This window comes from Pedobacter sp. SYSU D00535, assembly GCF_017355855.1.
Classification (GTDB): Bacteria; Bacteroidota; Bacteroidia; order Sphingobacteriales; family Sphingobacteriaceae; genus Desertivirga.
Genome location: NZ_JAFEWD010000005.1, coordinates 1 through 17,299, shown reverse-complemented (window position 1 = coordinate 17,299; position 17,299 = coordinate 1). Strand labels below are relative to the sequence as shown.

At 43.5% G+C, this 17,299-nt stretch carries 10 protein-coding genes and 1 tRNA gene; 5 read left to right on the top strand and 6 right to left on the bottom strand.

Annotation, left to right across the window (positions count from 1 at the left end; genetic code table 11):
- Positions 1-26: 26 nt before the first annotated feature.
- Positions 27-4,322: a translocation/assembly module TamB domain-containing protein gene (locus J4N23_RS21260; protein WP_207427712.1), complete on the top strand. Its 4,296-nt coding sequence runs from the start codon at positions 27-29 to the stop codon at positions 4,320-4,322.
- On the opposite strand, the gene J4N23_RS12285 is transcribed toward J4N23_RS21260, so the two are convergent.
- The 3 genes from J4N23_RS12285 to J4N23_RS12275 form a co-directional block, all read right to left on the bottom strand.
- Positions 4,319-5,539 (bottom strand): bifunctional 3,4-dihydroxy-2-butanone-4-phosphate synthase/GTP cyclohydrolase II, encoded by a 1,221-nt coding sequence (locus J4N23_RS12285; RefSeq protein WP_207427706.1) that lies wholly within the window; start codon positions 5,537-5,539, stop codon positions 4,319-4,321. The two genes, J4N23_RS21260 and J4N23_RS12285, sit on opposite strands and share 4 nt — an antisense overlap.
- A gap of 72 nt (positions 5,540-5,611) precedes the next feature.
- A complete protein-coding gene (locus tag J4N23_RS12280; RefSeq protein ID WP_207427704.1) occupies positions 5,612-7,042 on the bottom strand; it encodes an LptF/LptG family permease in 1,431 nt (476 codons plus the stop codon).
- 148 nt (positions 7,043-7,190) lie between these two features.
- Positions 7,191-7,571: an START-like domain-containing protein gene (locus J4N23_RS12275; RefSeq protein WP_207427702.1), complete on the bottom strand. Its 381-nt coding sequence runs from the start codon at positions 7,569-7,571 to the stop codon at positions 7,191-7,193.
- A 139-nt stretch (positions 7,572-7,710) separates the two neighbouring features.
- Here J4N23_RS12275 and J4N23_RS12270 point away from each other — a divergent pair.
- Positions 7,711-7,784: transfer RNA gene (locus tag J4N23_RS12270), tRNA-Met, on the top strand.
- 134 nt (positions 7,785-7,918) lie between these two features.
- Here the strand turns inward: J4N23_RS12270 and J4N23_RS12265 are convergent.
- A complete protein-coding gene (locus J4N23_RS12265) occupies positions 7,919-8,299 on the bottom strand; it encodes a response regulator (protein WP_207427700.1) in 381 nt (126 codons plus the stop codon).
- A 196-nt stretch (positions 8,300-8,495) separates the two neighbouring features.
- On the opposite strand from J4N23_RS12265, the gene J4N23_RS12260 reads away from it, so the two are divergent.
- Positions 8,496-9,107, top strand: coding sequence for a DUF2652 domain-containing protein (locus tag J4N23_RS12260; protein WP_207427698.1), 612 nt, complete (start codon positions 8,496-8,498; stop codon positions 9,105-9,107).
- Positions 9,108-9,112: 5 nt separating this feature from the next.
- On the opposite strand, the gene J4N23_RS12255 is transcribed toward J4N23_RS12260, so the two are convergent.
- Entirely contained in the window at positions 9,113-10,321 is a 1,209-nt protein-coding gene (locus J4N23_RS12255) for a Pycsar system effector family protein (RefSeq protein ID WP_207427697.1), read from the bottom strand.
- Positions 10,322-10,425: 104 nt separating this feature from the next.
- Between J4N23_RS12255 and J4N23_RS12250 the strand changes: the two genes are divergently transcribed.
- Together J4N23_RS12250 and J4N23_RS12245 are read left to right on the top strand one after the other, a co-directional pair.
- Positions 10,426-11,328 carry an SdiA-regulated domain-containing protein gene (locus J4N23_RS12250; protein WP_207427695.1) on the top strand — a complete coding sequence of 301 codons (903 nt, stop codon included), beginning with the start codon at positions 10,426-10,428 and terminating at the stop codon, positions 11,326-11,328.
- On the top strand, positions 11,318-15,073 hold the full coding sequence (locus J4N23_RS12245; RefSeq protein WP_207427691.1) for a metallophosphoesterase: 3,756 nt from the start codon (positions 11,318-11,320) through the stop codon (positions 15,071-15,073). The genes J4N23_RS12250 and J4N23_RS12245 overlap by 11 nt, the downstream gene beginning before the upstream one ends.
- 58 nt (positions 15,074-15,131) lie before the next feature.
- On the opposite strand, the gene J4N23_RS12240 is transcribed toward J4N23_RS12245, so the two are convergent.
- Positions 15,132-16,868 (bottom strand): S8 family peptidase, encoded by a 1,737-nt coding sequence (locus J4N23_RS12240; protein ID WP_207427688.1) that lies wholly within the window; start codon positions 16,866-16,868, stop codon positions 15,132-15,134.
- Positions 16,869-17,299: the final 431 nt, after the last annotated feature.

Genomic DNA, 17,299 nt, shown 5'->3' with positions numbered 1-17,299 from the left:
CAAGAATCGAGGTCAAGAGCCTTTACGTGAAGCCTTTCAAATCTCTGGTACTCGAGGGCCTCTATGTGGAGGATCTGAACAAAGATACTCTTTTATATTCACCACGGTTTACGGTCGATCTGAATCAACTATCTTTTAGCGAAAGGATTATCGACGTTAATACGGTGCAATTAGATAAGGGCAAGTTCTTCCTGAAAACCTACCAGAACGGAACAACGAACCTGCAATTCATTGTAAATTATTTTAAGACCGGAAGACCAAGCCCTAAACCCAGCAAGACGAGACGCCCCTACAACATTACCGTCGACAAAATAGTGCTAAACAGCATCCAGTTCAAGTACCGGAATTACAACCGAAACAATGCGATGAAGCGGATCAATTTCGACGATCTGGATTTGTACCGGCTCAACACTACTGTGCTAAATCTCGACACTAAAAATCATCTTTTTAAGGCACAGGTGAACAATCTCACCTTCCGGGAAAAAAGTGGCTTTTACCTTAGGAACCTGACAACAGAAGCGGTTATCGACACAAATAGGATGGAGTTCAGGCAACTATTGCTCGAAACCCCTAACAGCAGGCTCTCCAACTATTTGGTAATGACCTACTCAAAATTCGGAGACTTCAGGCAGTTTATCAGCCAGGTATATGTAAAAGCACGGCTGAAAGGTTCTTATATTGATTCGAAAGATATTTCGTTTTTCGCTGATGCTACCCGCCGTATGAATTTTAACATCAAAATGGACGGTAGCCTAAGCGGATATGTAAACAACATCAGGGCAAGAAACTTTGTTGCAAAGGCAGGACAGGCCACCTACGTGAAAGGTAACTTCGATGTAAAAGGGCTCCCAAAGATTAACAGCACTGTTTTCAATCTTCGCTTTGCGCAAGCCCATACCAATAAAAAAGACATTCAGGTTTTACTAAAAGCCTTTACTGGAAAAAGCCAGAAACTACCACCCATCCTTGACGAATTGGGGAATATTAATTTTGCGGGAACGTTTTTCGGAAAAATAAAAGACTTTTCGACCAAAGGAACTTTTAAAACCAGCCTTGGCAGAATAGCAACCGACCTTAACGCCAACATTAACGGCACCCCAAGATATGCTGGTATCGTACGTTTTTACGACTTCAATTTAGGAGACCTTCTCAACCGCAAAGATCTCGGCCGAACTACCCTTACTGCAAAGATCAACGGCAGAGGTTTTTCATTGAAAGAGCTTCAGGAGGATCTCGACGTCCAGGCTGCCTACTTTGATTACAAGGGCTACCGCTACAGCAATATCAACTTATCAGGCGATTATAGCAACAAGCTGTTTGATGGGAACATACGAATAGATGACCGGAACCTGAAGCTCAACTTTAGCGGAAGTGTCAACCTAAACGCCGAACTGCCTCAATTCAACTTTATAGCCACTGTTCGTAATGCCAATCTTCATAAACTGGGGTTCTCTAAAGACACAGTGAGTATTAACGCAAATCTGCGCACCAACTTTGCAGGCAACAATCTAAACAACATCCAAGGTCGGTTCGAACTGAGAGACATCAGTTTAAGACATTCTGGAAATACACTTGTTGTAGATACGCTGGATTTAGTTGCGAAGGGAACAGGCTCTGCCCGATCGTTAACTATAGACTCCGACATTCTGGACGCCAGCCTGCAGGGGCAGTATGATTTGAATACCTTGCCTTCCTACTTCACCTCGGTGGTTAAGCAGTACATTCCATCTCTTAAGGCAAAAACGGGGAAATTCGGTGTTCAGAATTTCGAATTTACGCTCCATCTAAAGTACTTCGAGCCGCTTAGCCTTATTATTGCACCAGATGTGAAGATCCCCGAAGGTGCTATTTTCAATGGTACCTTTATTTCCTCTGAGAACGTGGCTACGGTAAGTGGATCAAGTCCACTTATCCAATATAAAAACATCAAAGTAAACAACTTCATTATTGACGAATCCACTACCCCGTCAGCATTAAATATTTTTGCAACTGCGGATAGGATTGATCTAACTGACCGACTCTACATACAGAACATCAACATCGCGAATATTTTAAGAAATGATAGCCTGTCGCTGAACGTAAAATTGTCGGACAAAGACGCGGTGAACCAGTTGGACTTAAACGGACTGATAGAGTTTGGAACGGATACTCTTGCCAAGCTTTCCGTGCTTCCCTCCGACGTAGTGATCAACCGGGAGGTATGGCGGGTCCAGGAACAGGTTAAGCTTAAGTTTGAAAAAGGAAAGATCTTCATAGAAAATTTTGAACTTTTCAGGAACGACCAGTTGCTTACTTTAAATGGGATAGTCTCACAAGACCCGGCTGACATTCTGCAAGCGGAGTTTAAACAGTTCAAATTGGCTACCTTCAATCCGATCACGAGCAGCGCGGGAATCAATTTACAAGGGGAGCTGAACGGCACCATGGCTTTATCCTCGCTAACCAAAAATCCGAAAGCAGAGTCGGACATCACTATTGATTCTCTTGTTATGAACAATACAGAGGTAGGGGATGTAACTCTTACCGCGAGTGTTGATGACGAAACGAAGCTGGTGGATGTAGAGATGAATATCCTCAAGGGAGGAAAAGAAACACTTTTTGCTTCCGGAACCTATAATGCCTATGCTAAGGAAAACAAGCTAAACATAGACCTGATGATGGACAATAGCGAAATCATCATCTTCCAACCCTTTATCAAACACCTTGTCTCGAACATGAGTGGTAATATATCGGCAAGGTTAAAGGTAACGGGGAACATCTTTGATCCAAGTATTAATGGAACAGCCAGCTTGAGGAATGCTGGCTTTACTATCAACTACCTGAAAACACCCTACAGAATTACCGACAATGTTACAGTGCAAAACAGTGTCATCCATTTAGATGAACTAGAGCTGCGTGACATTAATGGAAATAGAGCGGTAGCGTATGGTACTGTTGATATGAAAACTCCTAACCGTCCCTTCATTGATGTAACGATCCGGGCAACTCGTTTTATGGCACTCAACACTACGGCCAAAGACAATCCCCTCTATTACGGAACGGCTTACGGAACGGGCACTTTCAAGTTTACGGGACCAACCAATAACATGCGGATCAATATCGATGCAAAAACGGAGGAAGGTACCGTCTTTAACGTCCCATTAAATGCCGCTGAGACCGTTGGGAGTAACGACTTCATCACCTTTATTAGCGGAAGAGATTCGAGCAATGTTTCTGTAAGGCAGCCCTCATTTGCAGGGCTTATCATGACCTTCGATCTCAGAATCGACGAGGCCTCGCAGGTGAACATCATCACCGATTTTGGTCGCCTGCAGGGACGGGGAGATGCCACGCTCCGACTTAACATTACCAGCGCCGGGGACTTCGAGATGTACGGCGATTATCTTATCTCGAGCGGGAAATATGAATTTACCGCGCAGGACTATATCAATAAAATTTTCGAGATAAGGCGTGGAGGCTCTATCCGTTGGACCGGTGATCCCACAGAGGCAACGATTAACCTTGTTGCAGCTTACGAATTGCGGGCCAACCTGGGTCCTCTTTACCAGGCGGCGAACAGACCCGCCATAAGCCAAACGGTGCAGACCGAAGCTATCATCAATTTAAGCGGGGATTTAACGAGACCCGATATCCGCTTTGATGTCAACTTTCCTGCTGATGCTTATATAAAGGACGAACTTCAGAACTATTTCAGTGACGTTAGCAACAAGGAAATTCAAGCTTTAAGTTTAATTGTACGACGTTCTTTCGCTCCAAATACGGGGTTACTCAACGACGATGCCGTGAGAGAAACAGCACTGAGTGCCGGAGCTGAGTTGGTATTCAACAAGTTAAATACTATTGTCGCCGAGCTGTTTAACATCAGATCCCTTGACCTAAACATTCGTTCCTTAAATGAAGCGAGTGCTTCAGTACGGCTTTTGAACGAGCGGTTGATCATTACCGGAGGAGTCATAGATAACCGGGATGCCCAGATAAGCGAATTTGATTTAATTGGCGGAAACAGGGTAACGACAGACGTGGAAGCGCTTTACTTCCTAAAAAAAGACAGAAGTTTGATCTTAAGAGCTTCTAATAAGTTAAACAACCGAAGTTTCCTAACTGCCCAAAACTTAAATCAGGAAAATTATGTGAGCGCCCTCGGCTTGGTATATAGGCAAGACTTCGACAACTTTGGGGAATTTCTTAGGGCTTTAATTGGAGAGAAAAGACGGGAAGAGCGTAGTCCAAACAACGCCCCTAACCCTGCTATACCACCTCCTACCCCAGCTGCAAGCACTCCTTCGGCTAGTGCTCCCGCCAGAAGGGCAGGAGATCGCTAATTATTTTCCTCATTCATAATTGTGTGTCCCATCTTATCCCTTTTGGTTTTAAGATAAAGCTCATTATGAATGTTTGACTTTATTTCAATGGGAACGTTTTCAACCACTTCCAGCTGGTAGCCGATAAGACCGGCTCTTTTGGTTGGATTATTAGACATCAAACGCATCTTGCTAACACCGAGACTCCTCAAAATCTGAGCCCCAACCCCATAATCCCTTTGGTCCATCTTAAATCCAAGCTGCAAGTTGGCTTCTACTGTATCAAAGCCATTTTCCTGAAGGTTGTAGGCGTGTAATTTATTGATCAGCCCGATGCCCCGGCCCTCTTGATTCATATAGATAATCACGCCTTTTCCCTCTTCCTCGATCATCTCCATTGCCCGGTGGAGCTGAGGCCCGCAGTCGCAGCGGCAAGAGCCGAATATATCTCCGGTAACGCAGGAACTGTGTACGCGGACAAGTATCGGTTCATCTGGTTCCCAGCTACCCTTTACCAATGCAATATGATGTTCCCCAGTATTGATCTGAGTATAAGCGACCATCTCAAAATCGCCCCACTCAGTCGGCAACCGCACAGCTACCTCCTTCTTAATGAGCGATTCCGTTCTCAACCGATATTCTATCAGATCTTTGATGGAGACAATTTTGATATTATGTTCAGCAGCAATTTCGAAGAGATCATCCAATCGAGCCATCTCACCGTCTTCCTTCATAATTTCTACGATGACACCGGCCGGCTCGAAGCCTGCAAGAGCAGCCAAATCGATTGCTGCCTCTGTATGTCCGGTTCTGCGCAATACGCCGCCTTCTTTTGCCCGTAAAGGAAAAATATGGCCGGGCCTGCCCAATTCTTCAGGTTTGGTAGCTGGATTTATGAGTGCCTGAACGGTTTTGGATCGATCAGAAGCAGAAATGCCGGTAGTACAGCCATGACCAATCAGGTCTACCGATATCGTGAAGTTGGTTTCGTGAGTGGCGGTGTTATTTCCCACCATCAAATCCAGCTTCAGCTCATCACACCGCTCTTCGGTAAGAGGAACACAAATTAGGCCACGGCCGTATTTTGCCATAAAGTTTATCACTTCCGGCGTAGCGTTCCTTGCTGCCGTTAGAAAGTCGCCTTCATTCTCGCGATCTTCATCATCAACAACAATAATAACTTTACCGGCCTTTATTTCTTCAATAGCCTCCTCTATGGTATTCAATTGTACACTCATCTGACTACAAAAATACGGGAATCCTGATAAGATTATTCTACCTTATATAATTACTGCGTAAAGAAATAAGCGCTACTTATCCTTCCGTTTTATCAGCTTTTGAAACAGCTGTTTGTAATAGTCAAGGTCAAAAAGCGCCGAGTCTGCTGTAGCCTTGTATGTGAGGAATGCGCCAAGCGGGGCCAATACGAAAATGGCTATCCACATACCCATCACCGGCGACAAAGAACCTTCTTTTGCTGACTTTTCCCCAATGGTTGAAATGATGTGGAAGATCAGGAAGAAAATGATGGACATCACGACTGGAAGACCAAGCCCTCCCTTACGAATGATGGCTCCAAGGGGCGCTCCAATCGAGAATAGAACGAGACAGGAAAATGAGAGGGTAAACTTACGTTGATACTCGACCATATACCGGCGAATCTTCTTCAAGAAGCTCTCATGCTCCTCGGCTTTCACATTTAGCATGTCAGAAACCGAGCGCACCTGTCCCTGAGCGTAAATTACGGCTTGCGTCCTGCTTTCTTGAGGAAGTGCGTCTAAGACGGTGTTTTTATACGTGGGCACCTTTTTCACCTTAGTTTTGGTAATGCTAAGGTTGGGCAGAGAGTATAACCGATACATCGGCAGAATACTAGAGAGGACGGTCTTTGCGCTGCTATCCGCCTCTTTCCTGGTCGAGTCCCTATAGTAGCTCAGTTGCCGCAAGTTCAACATCGCATAATTGCTTTTAAACAAGCTCTCGTCCGTCCGCTTCATCTCGAATCCCGTCAGGTCAAACTCCTGCTCCGTCTCTCTAAACCGAAACCGGGTGAAGCGCTGCCGGGGATTATAGACTTTATCACCGGATGTTTCCTCGTACCGGACTCCGTTTTTCAACAAAAGAACCAGCTTCCGATCATCATCCGTTTTATACATCTTTCCCGTGTCGGCCATTAAGACCGTCAAGTTTCCATTAGTCCCTGTATGGTCGTAGATCAATACCTTGTATAGGGTTTGCCCGTCCGGATCTTTCTTCTGTACCCTGATAGAATATCCCTGGATACTATTGTTGAAAACGCCCTCTTCAATTAAAAAAGCAGATTTCTGGTTTCGGACATCGTATAGTAAAGATCCCATCTTCAGGTTAGCAACCGGAAGCATATAGTCAGAAAATAGAAAGGCGGCTATACTAAGGCTGGTTACTAAAACCACGAGTGGCATCATCGCTTTTTGCAGGGAAATGCCTGCTGCTTTAATGGCTACCAGCTCATAATTCTCACCCAATGCTCCAAACGTCATGATTGACGACAACAGCATTGCCAATGGCAGGGCCATGGCTACGTTCGTAGCCGATGCGTACCAGAGTAGCTCAAGAATAACGTACCACTCAAAACCCTTACCTATAAGGTCGTCGATGTATTTAAATAAAAATAACATCAACAGTACAAACATTACTATGAAAAAGGTAACTATGAAAGGCCGGATAAATGCCTTAATTACCAAAAGATGAACTTTCTTCACGTTACAAACTTAGGCAAATTCCTCCAACCAGCTTTTGAGCTTTGATTTTTAACCTTTATAGCACTACTGCGGCAGGGAGGTTTTTAACAAGAATAAAACGTAGTCTATAGCTGAATATTACGGCCCTAAACTAGTCAAACTGTCGTGTCTAGGCTCCTAATACGCTTATCAGGTATTCAATCTGATTATCCCAAATGAGCTTCCGTTCTACCACTGCATCCTCCGGGGCAAAATCTGTTATAGATAGGGCTACATCATTAGTCAGTTCATCCTGGATAATTTCCATCTCAAAAAAACAGTGGGGCTCGTCATCAATCCATTTAAACTTGACCAGTTTATTCTCTTTAACAGACAAAAGTTTAGCTTTATGCTCTTCGCCATCCCAATTAAACGTAAAAACCTGGTCGCGGTAGGTCACCTCGTCTGCGAACCACTGAGCTAAGCCGTTAGGTTCACTCAAAAAACTGAATAAAATTTTAGGCGATGATTTGATTTCGTACTCCAGACTAAACTTCTTTTTTTCTGACATTCTGATCTTTGGCTAATTGCAAGCGTTTTTTTTAGAATTTCTTTTCTAAAGAAAAGTAAATTAAACTATATTTGCAACTCCATTTTCAGAAGGGCCAAAAGACAACGAAAGTTGATTTACTAGTGCTTAGGATGGAAACGGCGGGGTAGCTCAGATGGTTAGAGCGTAGGATTCATAACCCTAAGGTCGGCAGTTCGATCCTGCTCCCCGCTACCGGATAACAAGGCGTTTAGGTAAACTTAGACGCCTTTTTTTGTTGCTTTTTTTTCAGCAGTAAGGCGGCGTTCCTACTCCGGTTGTACGATAAGCAATCGTCAGTACTTACTATTGATAAGATCTAGTTAGAACTACATCTTCGGCACCTTCGCGTTTAGCAGCTGTCTTTCTATTCTGCTTAACAGAACGCTTCCTTCAAAAGGTTTCGACACAATATCATTTGCACCTACGTCCATAATTGCATTATATATTTCCGGAACGGCAGATAGGATAATCACCGGAACAGAAGCTGTCATCGAATTCGCTTTAATATCCCTGCAGATGTCCCTTCCGTCCACACCGTCCAGAAGAATATCCAGCAGAATAAGGTCTGGATTAAAGTCGCCTATTATTTCAAATATATTTTTCCCCGTCGCCGACGCCCGAACCTGGTAGCCTGCAGTGGTTAAAAGAAGGTCAATAGTTTCCCGCACATTATCCTCGTCCTCAATAAGAAGTATCTTGCTGCACATTTTCCGTTAAAATTTAAACCAAACTAGTGTTTTATACAAAGAAGAAGAAAGAGTTGTTTTATAAGATCGAGATTCATCTTTTGTAACTTAAGAAAGGTAATTGCACCAGAATTTCCAGTGCGCTTCTCCCGCAAATATTTATAGTTTATTAACAAACAAATCATAAGTTTAAACGCTTAACGTATATCCTTGATATATGGAAAAAAACGATGATGTAAAACCAACTTTTTTTTGCGTTCCTGACATAACCGGGTTTACAAAATTTATTGCGACTGCCGACATTAACTTCAGTAAAGACTTTATCCCAAGCCTCCTGCGCCGACTTATAAATGCCAACATACTGAAGATGAATGTGGGTGAAATTGAGGGAGATGCAATCTTTTTCTATAAAACAGGTCGCCTTCCCTCAGTGAATCAGGTCGCAAAACAATGTAAACTTCTATTCAAAACATTTTATGACTTTGTAAGAACGATCGAGAAAGACGATCCCGAAAATTATCATAAGCACCTGTCGGGTGGACAGATGGGATTAAAAATTGTCATCCATTTCGGTCATATCAGCACGGCAAATATTAAGGGACGAACCAAGCTTATTGGAGAAGACGTAATCATCACCCATAAATTATTAAAAAACAGTGTAGAGGCTACAGAATATGTCTTGCTTACGCAAGCGTATTTGGATAAGATTAAAAAGAGCGATGTGAGCTCATGGTTCCACTGGGATGAGTTGAAGAAAGGCTGCGACGAGTATGACCATATCGGAATTATCGATTACTGGTACATACCCATCGAAGAGGAAAAGGTTTAAAAGCTTTAGTTATCGTAAGAGAACAACATGATTACTACGAATCCAACAGCGCATAGTACTAATCCTCCCATAAAGATATTATAAGACCAGCTTAAGAGACGGTATTTCTTGACCAGTACGGAACCCAGATAGTAAATGTCAATGGACATACTGTCGTACAATTCCTCTTTCTCATACTTTAGTTCACGTATCCTTTCCACAAATTCCCTTAGCTGAAGCTGGGCGAAGTTCCCAAAGAATAGGATACTGCTATCTTTTTTGGAAAGTTCGTACCGTTCCTTTGTGGTTACATTGGGTCTGGAAGAAAGTACGGCAAATACAACAGCGAGCAAGCTGGTCACGAGTAAAACTGCCATGGGTATTACAAAACGCAGGCTTCCGAACTCATTTTGTCCAGAGAAGGTATAACCCGATCCAAAGAGAGTAATTACCAGAGATATTATGATCGTATTAATACTGATCATAATATTGGCCTTATTGTCGGCAATGGAACTCAGGTTGATGTGATATTCGTACAACGACCGGTACAACGTTTCAATCCCCCGTCCTTCTTTTTTGGCACCATTGGCCGGATTCGATTTTTCCAGTTTGGCTTGAAGCTTTTCATTTTCTAACCTTAACATCTCCACTTTTTCACGCTGTGCCCGGATATTCGCTTCCCGCTGATCGCCATACTTCAGAATCGCCTCCTGGGTAGCAAATGATGTAGATATTAAAAAGTTAAGCTGCACTTCAGCCCACTCCAAGTCGCTATATTTTTTGTCAAGAACTCTTTCCCATTCAATTCGTAGCAATTCCGCTCTTTCCAGGAACTTTTTCTTGCCGATGTTGATATAGTCGGCATCGTGTAAAATCTCCTGCAGCATCCCTTCAGGGGTTGAACTGGCTTTCGTCGACAGGATCAAAGCCTCAATTTTATTTAAGTCCTCCGCCGGATAGTCATCCTTGAGGAAATCCTTCAGGATTCTCACACTTACCTCCTCATGCCCCTTATAAGTCTCGGTATAGCCTGAGTCGTGGAAAAGTGCAGCGAGCATCAGAATCTCATAATCCCTGCTTGACAGGTTGTAACTTTCTGCCAGTTCCCGGCATGCCTTAACTGTCTGCTGCGTATGCTTGTAGTTGTGATAAACGTAGTCCGGCTGCAACTTGTCCCTCAATAGGTTAAAAATATACTCTTCGGCAGATTTTACTATCGGGTTATTATTCTTCATATGATTCGAACTACTGTGCTTGAAAGGGATTATAAAACTATAATCTATGATTTGAGTTATAATAAAACTTTAACTGTTACAACATTAAATCTCATAACACCCCTATGAACAGAATTAGTTCGCTTTTGTTAGTACTTTTTTTTATTTCATGCAGCGGCAAGAACGAAAAGATGTCAGGTACGGCCGAGAAATCCGATAAGAAAACACTCGAGCCAATAGGTGGAAAGCTGTATCAGGTGCCCGCCGAACTCAATGAAATTTCAGGGATTTCTTTTGTAAATGATAACCTTTTGGTAGCAATACAAGACGAAGAAGGCATTCTTTACTTCTATGATTTGAAGGAGGAGAAGGTCACGCGGAAGTATGAATTTTGGAAAGGCAAAGACTACGAAGATTTAGCCGTGGTTGGTAAAGATCTTTTTATAGTCAACAGCTCGGGTACCATCTATGAACTGAAGAACTTCGAGGCTGGACCGTCGCAACCGGTGGTGCATAAGACCGCACTCCAGGAAGTAAACAATATTGAGGGACTAGCTTACGACAAAGCGAACAACCGGCTTTTGCTAGGGGTGAAAGACATCGGCCTCGATATGCATAAAGATCACAAGCACATCTATGCCTTTGATTTGGCGACGAAGAAATTAATCGAAAAAGAGGCGTATACCATCAGTCTGACAGAAGTAGAAGGCTACTTTAAAGGTGATCAAATTGAAGAGTACTCGAAGAAAATCCTAAAGGCAATTGGCAATCAGAATTTAAATGAGATTTTTAGAACCTCGGCACTAAATTTTAACCCTAAAACTGGAAACCTTTACGTGCTTTCTTCACTTAACAATATCATCGCAGTGCTGGATAAATCTGGAAAAATCATCAAAGTGCTTGAACTGGATGGTAAAGAATTTATTCAGCCTGAAGGCCTCGCTTTTACCAGTGACGGCCGACTGTTTATATCTAATGAAGGCAAAAACAAACAAGCAAATATTATTGAAGTACAATATGAAGATTAACTTTCCTAAAAGTTCTTTCTATATAATTTTTTCACTGGTAATTATAACCGGCTGCATCAGCAGGAAACCGTTTTACGATAAAAGCCAGGTCAACTGGCAAGAAGCTACACCACCAGATAGCACTAAGTTAAAATATACGGTATTTGTTATTGGAGATGCTGGACGGCCCGATGATGACGTGCAGGAGCCAACACTAAAGCTTCTCCAAAAACAATTGTTCGACAGTACCAGGATTGTTAAAGGCGACACGTCCCGAAATATCTCAAGACCGGAAGACGTAGTACTTTTTGTGGGTGATAACATCTATGAAACTGGTTTGCCTGAGCCCGATGCCCCGGATCGAAAAGAAAAGGAGCGCCGCATTATTGCACAGATGGATGTAGTAAAGGAGTTCAGGGGCCGAAAGATATTCATTCCCGGCAATCATGACTGGAACGAAAGCCGGCCCGGGGGATTAGCTGCTGTTCAAAGGCAAGAGGCATTTGTGGAAGCGTATCTTGACTCGAACGATGTGTTTATGCCAAGTAATGGTTGTCCCGGCCCCGTCGAAGTGCAGATGAATAACGACCTCGTGTTGGTCATTTTAGACACGGAGTGGTGGCTGCATAAACATAGAAAACCGATAGCTCCCGATAATGGTTGCACCGCTGCGAACCGGGTTGAAATCCTGGAACAGGTAGAAGATATTCTGGTTAGAAACCGCGGTAAAAATATTGTGATTGCCCAGCATCACCCCTTGTTCAGTAACGGAAAGCATAACGGATATTTTACCCTTAAAGATTACTTTTTTCCCTTAACCCTGGTCCGCCCCAATTTATATATTCCTCTTCCGGTAATTGGATCGATCTATCCCTTCATGCGGCAGTACGGTATTTCGAGGCAAGATCTTTCCAATAAGGATTACCAGCAGCTAAAACGTGGCTTACTGGCGATACTGGCAGACGAACCGAACGTAGTGATAGCAGCTGGCCATGAACATGCACTACAATTTAATAAGTTTGATAACATCAATCACGTGCTTAGCGGAGCTGGCGCTAAAGAAAATCCGGTGGCCAAAGGCAATGAGGCGATGTTTGCGTATGGAGAGAAGGGCTTCGCCCGGATAAATTACTATGATAACGGCCAGGCCTGGGTGGAGTATTGGATTCCTGTAGAGGATGGCTCTACGGGAAAACTGGTATATCGTACTCCCATGTATGCTATCCCACCGAAAAAGAGGGTGGAATCGCTTGCAGAACAAAGGATCAACTATTCAGATAGCGTTAAAGTAATTGCCGCCGGCCCGCAGTACAAAGCAAGCGAATATAAGAAACGTTTATACGGTGAACACTATCGCGAAACCTGGGCTACCCCGGTTAAAGTGCCTTACCTGGATTTGACCACCTTTGCGGGAGGGCTTACGCCACTTAAAATGGGGGGAGGCAAACAAACGACCTCGCTTCAACTCGAAGGAAAAGATGGGAATGTTTACCAATTCCGCACGATTTCGAAAGACCCAAGTGCTCTCCTTCCTGAGGGTTTTCTTAGAACTTTTGCCGACGACCTTTTTCAGGATCAGATTTCCTCCGCTCATCCCTACGGTGGTCTCATCATCCCCCAGATGGCAAAAGCAATAGGCATCTTTTACGTAACCCCGAAACTGGTGTACATGCCTTATTCGCGTCTGTTAGGTCCGTACCTGCAGCAAGTGGGCGGACAGCTGGGAACCATTGAGGCCCGGCCGGATGAAGATGTATCAGACTTCAAATCCTTTGGAAATGCGAAGAACGCAGTGAGCACGCGTAAGCTTTACGAAGAACTGCTTGAAGACAATGATAATGAAGTGGATCAGCAAATGTTCCTGAAGGCCCGCCTTTTTGATATGATTATCGGCGACTGGGATCGTCATGAGGATCAATGGCGCTGGGCTGAATTTAAGAAAGAAAAAGGCTCCATTTACAGACCTATACCCCGCGATCGGGACCAGGCGTTTACAAAATATGATGGAATTGTACCCAGCCTCGTATCTAAGATAGTGCCCGATATTCAGCATTTCGGAACTGAAATTAAAGACCCTGCAAAGCTCTCTCTTGCTGCCCGGAATCTGGACCGTAACCTCCTCAATAAATTAACCAGAGACCAGTGGGTCCAGCTAGCTACCGAAGTACAGAACAAGTTAACCGACGCTGTAATTGAAGAAGCAGTTCGTCAGATGCCGGAAGAGGTATTTGCCAAGTCAGGACAAGAGATTATCGACAAACTAAAATCGAGAAGAAATCAAATTGTTGACGTCGCCACCGAGTACTATCAGGTATTAAGCAAGGAAGTGACCGTTGCCTCTTCAGAAAAAAAGGAGTTCATCAGCGTAAACACTACTGCTGACTCGGTAACAGTAACGATACGGAAGATTAGCAATGATAACGACATCAAAAAAGTACTTTATCAGCGTACGTTTTCGAACAAGGAGACAGATGAGGTGAACCTCTTCGCCCTGGAGGGGCAGGATAGCATCCTTATTGAGGGAGACGCTTCTCCTATTAAGGTAAGGGTGATTGGAGGAGAAGGACCCGATTTCATTGCTGATAGGTCTGAAGCAGCATCAGGCAAACCTATAAAATACTTTGACAGCGATACAGGTAACACTATTAATAAAGGACACAATACCAGGTTAAGGCTGTCTGCCCACGAAAGTGTTCACGAGTTCAATGTTAATCATTTTAATTACGATAAATCGAATGTTTTTCCTGCCCTCGATTACAATCCTGACGACGGTGTATTTTTTGGAGCAGGGTATAAATACAGACATTACGGTTTCAGAAAAAAACCCTATAGCTTCGATCAAACGATATCTGGCATTTATGCTCCTAAAACAGAAGCTTACTCTGTACGGTACCGCTCGAATTACTACTCGTTATTCAAACGGAATCACGATTTTAGATTCGACGTCGCCTACAACGGTCCCCTTTATACATTCAACTATTATGGTGAGGGGAATTCCACACCTAATATCGGCGACGATATCAACTACTACAGGGTAAAGAGTAAAAATTTGAGTATAAATGCTTTTTATCAGCGCCGGTTTACGGAGGCTTTTAGTATCGGTATTGGTCCGGGCTATGAACACTATTGGGTAGAGAAAAAGCCCAATAGATTCCTCACCAGTCCTGAATTTCCTGATAAACCGGACATTGATAACCCCTCGCGCTTCGCTGTACTCAAATCGTATGCAAATATTGACTATGTGAACAGTCCTCTTTTTCCAACAACGGGAGTACGCTGGTTTAACCAGGCAAATTACTACAGCGAGATGGGCGGTTTGGGAGACAACTTCTTACGCCTGCAGTCAGATGTATCTTTTTATATAACTCCAAATTTCAACTTCCCGGTTACGGCTGCATTACGCCTTGGAGGAGCTACGAACATAGGCGACTATAAATTCTTCCAGGCTAATTTCCTCGGATCCAATACCAACTTACGGGGTTACAGAAACAATAGGTTTGCGGGCAGGAGTTACGTGTATAATAACTCGGAGCTCCGGTTTAAAGTCTCGAACTTCCGAAACTATATCTTCACTGGAAACCTGGGCTTGTTCGGGTTCTTTGACGCAGGAAGGGTATATTCAAGTGCAGCCGAAAATAACATATGGCATACCGGATACGGGCCCGGGGTTTGGCTGAACCTTTATAATAAATTTCTATTTTCTGTAGGATACGGAATATCTAAAGAAGGTAACTATTTCTCTATCAATACAGGTTTTGCCTTCTAGCAATGCAGGAACAAAAAAGGGGCGTCTCAAACGCCCCTTTTTTATTTAGAATATTCTTTTACTTTCCCTTACTGACTTCTTCAGCTAACTTAAGGGCATTATAGGCATTCACAACGCCTCCGGAAATACTAATGTCCGATAGGTTTACTTTTTTAGACTCCCCTCTCTCAGCAATCTTCACCTTCTGATCTACCTTCGCCACAGACCTCATAATGATGTCTTTGACTTGAACGGCAGATAGTGAAGGGTAATAAGAACGAATAAGGGCAGCTAGTCCGCTTACAACCGGCGCAGCCATACTTGTGCCCTGTTGCTCTTCGTACTTGGAGCCGGGCATAGTAGAATTAATCCTTACTCCGGGTGCAAATACGTCCACAGTTCTTTTTCCGAAATTAGAGAAATTAGCGACAAGCGTTTCATCATCCTTCCAACTTGAAGCACCTACTTCAAGCCAATTAGGGGCCTGAGGTCTCGAAAATTTAGCGGAGTCAACACGAGGACCTGTCGGTACATTTGGTCTGCCAATTCCACCCATCACACCTGGCATAGGTCTCGTCTGCAACGCTTGTTCCACTTCAATTCTATTGCTTAGGTTCCAATAGTTCGCATTAGTGGTGTCTCCGTAAATCCTGTTAGGAAAATTATTTTCGTAATCGGTATTCTTACTATCGTTTCCCGCTGCATGTACAAGCAACACGTCTTTGCGCGCTGCATAAGCCACAGCACTGTCCACTGTAGCTTTGTTCCACGAATAGCTTTTACCAAAGCTCATGTTAATTACCTTCGCTCCATTGTCAACAGCATATCGGATGGCATTAGCAACGTCTTTATCACGTTCATCACCGTCGGGAACTACTCTCACAGACATGATTCTTGCCTGATCTGCTACTCCGTTTATGCCCAGTTTATTCGTCCTGTCTGCAGCAATAATCCCAGCTACGTGGGTTCCATGGTCAGCATCCGGCCCTGTTACGTCACTGTTTCCATAGATCCTTTCATTCACATCTGCATAATTGTCGCCGATAGAATCTCTTGGATCAAACTCCAGATTCAGGTGGTAATTCAACTGGTTATGATAATATTCCAGCGTCTCATTCAACTCCTTCGTGAACTCCGAATAATCCGGATTCTTCTTAAGCTCTGAACGCACCACTTTTATAACTTTCGATTCGATATCGTTCTTAGCGCGGTATTTATCGAGGTCGTTCAACGATAACTTTTCCTTGCCTATTCGTCTTTCTATTGAATCCAGGTTTTTTTTCAGTATTGAATAGTTCTCATAACCGAACCTCGCATTTTGCAGCTTCGACTGATGTTCCGTAACCAGCTTCTTGTACAAAGAGAACTCTCTTCTTTCGGCTGTGCTCAATGGTGTTGAATTAAGAACGGAGGCATACTTGTCCTGATATATTCTGATCAGACGTACAATTTCCAGGTTATCAAACCGCACACTTCCTTTGGCGGACCCAAGAAAGTTCCAGCCATAGACGTCGTCCACGTAGCCGTTCTTGTCGTCATCGATATTATTACCAGCGATCTCCCGCTGGTTTTTCCACATGACAGTCTTCAAATCCTCATGTTCCTCGTCAACACCTCCATCTAATACGGCTACTGTCACTGGAACGGCTTTCTTTCCTTTAACTAATTCGTAGGCTCTTTCGGTGCTTATTCCAAAAACACCGTCTTTCTGCAAATCGAGATTAAACCAATTAGGCTTCAGGTCTTCCTTTTTTTGCGCGCTCGCCGCCAAGGGGGCAAATGCAGCAATCATTAATATCTTTTTAAAAAAATTCATAGTCGATTATCTAAGTGCTTAGTTCTAACGAATAACATGCCAGCAAATTATTAAATTTTCAGTAGAACTAAATATACTAACGAAGCTGAGAGTAGCTTGACAATCAGCGATATCCTGTCATCCTGCGCTGGACAGCAAGAGAAGTAAATGCAATTATGGCAGGAATGTTTGAAATAATTAGAAAACGTCAACCATCTCCCTTTCCGCAGGCATTGCTTTCTGCTCCTTCAGCTTCCGCCAGTAGGGTTGCTAGGTGTGTTGGCTCTACTTAATTCAGGCGATAGGCACTCAATTGTAAAATAGGCCATAAAACAGCAAAGCCCGATAGTTATCACTACCGGGCTTTTGTTGCTGAATAAAGGTTGGCACCGACCTACTCTCCCACATGTTACTGCAGTACCATTGGCTCTGGCGGGCTTAACTTCTCTGTT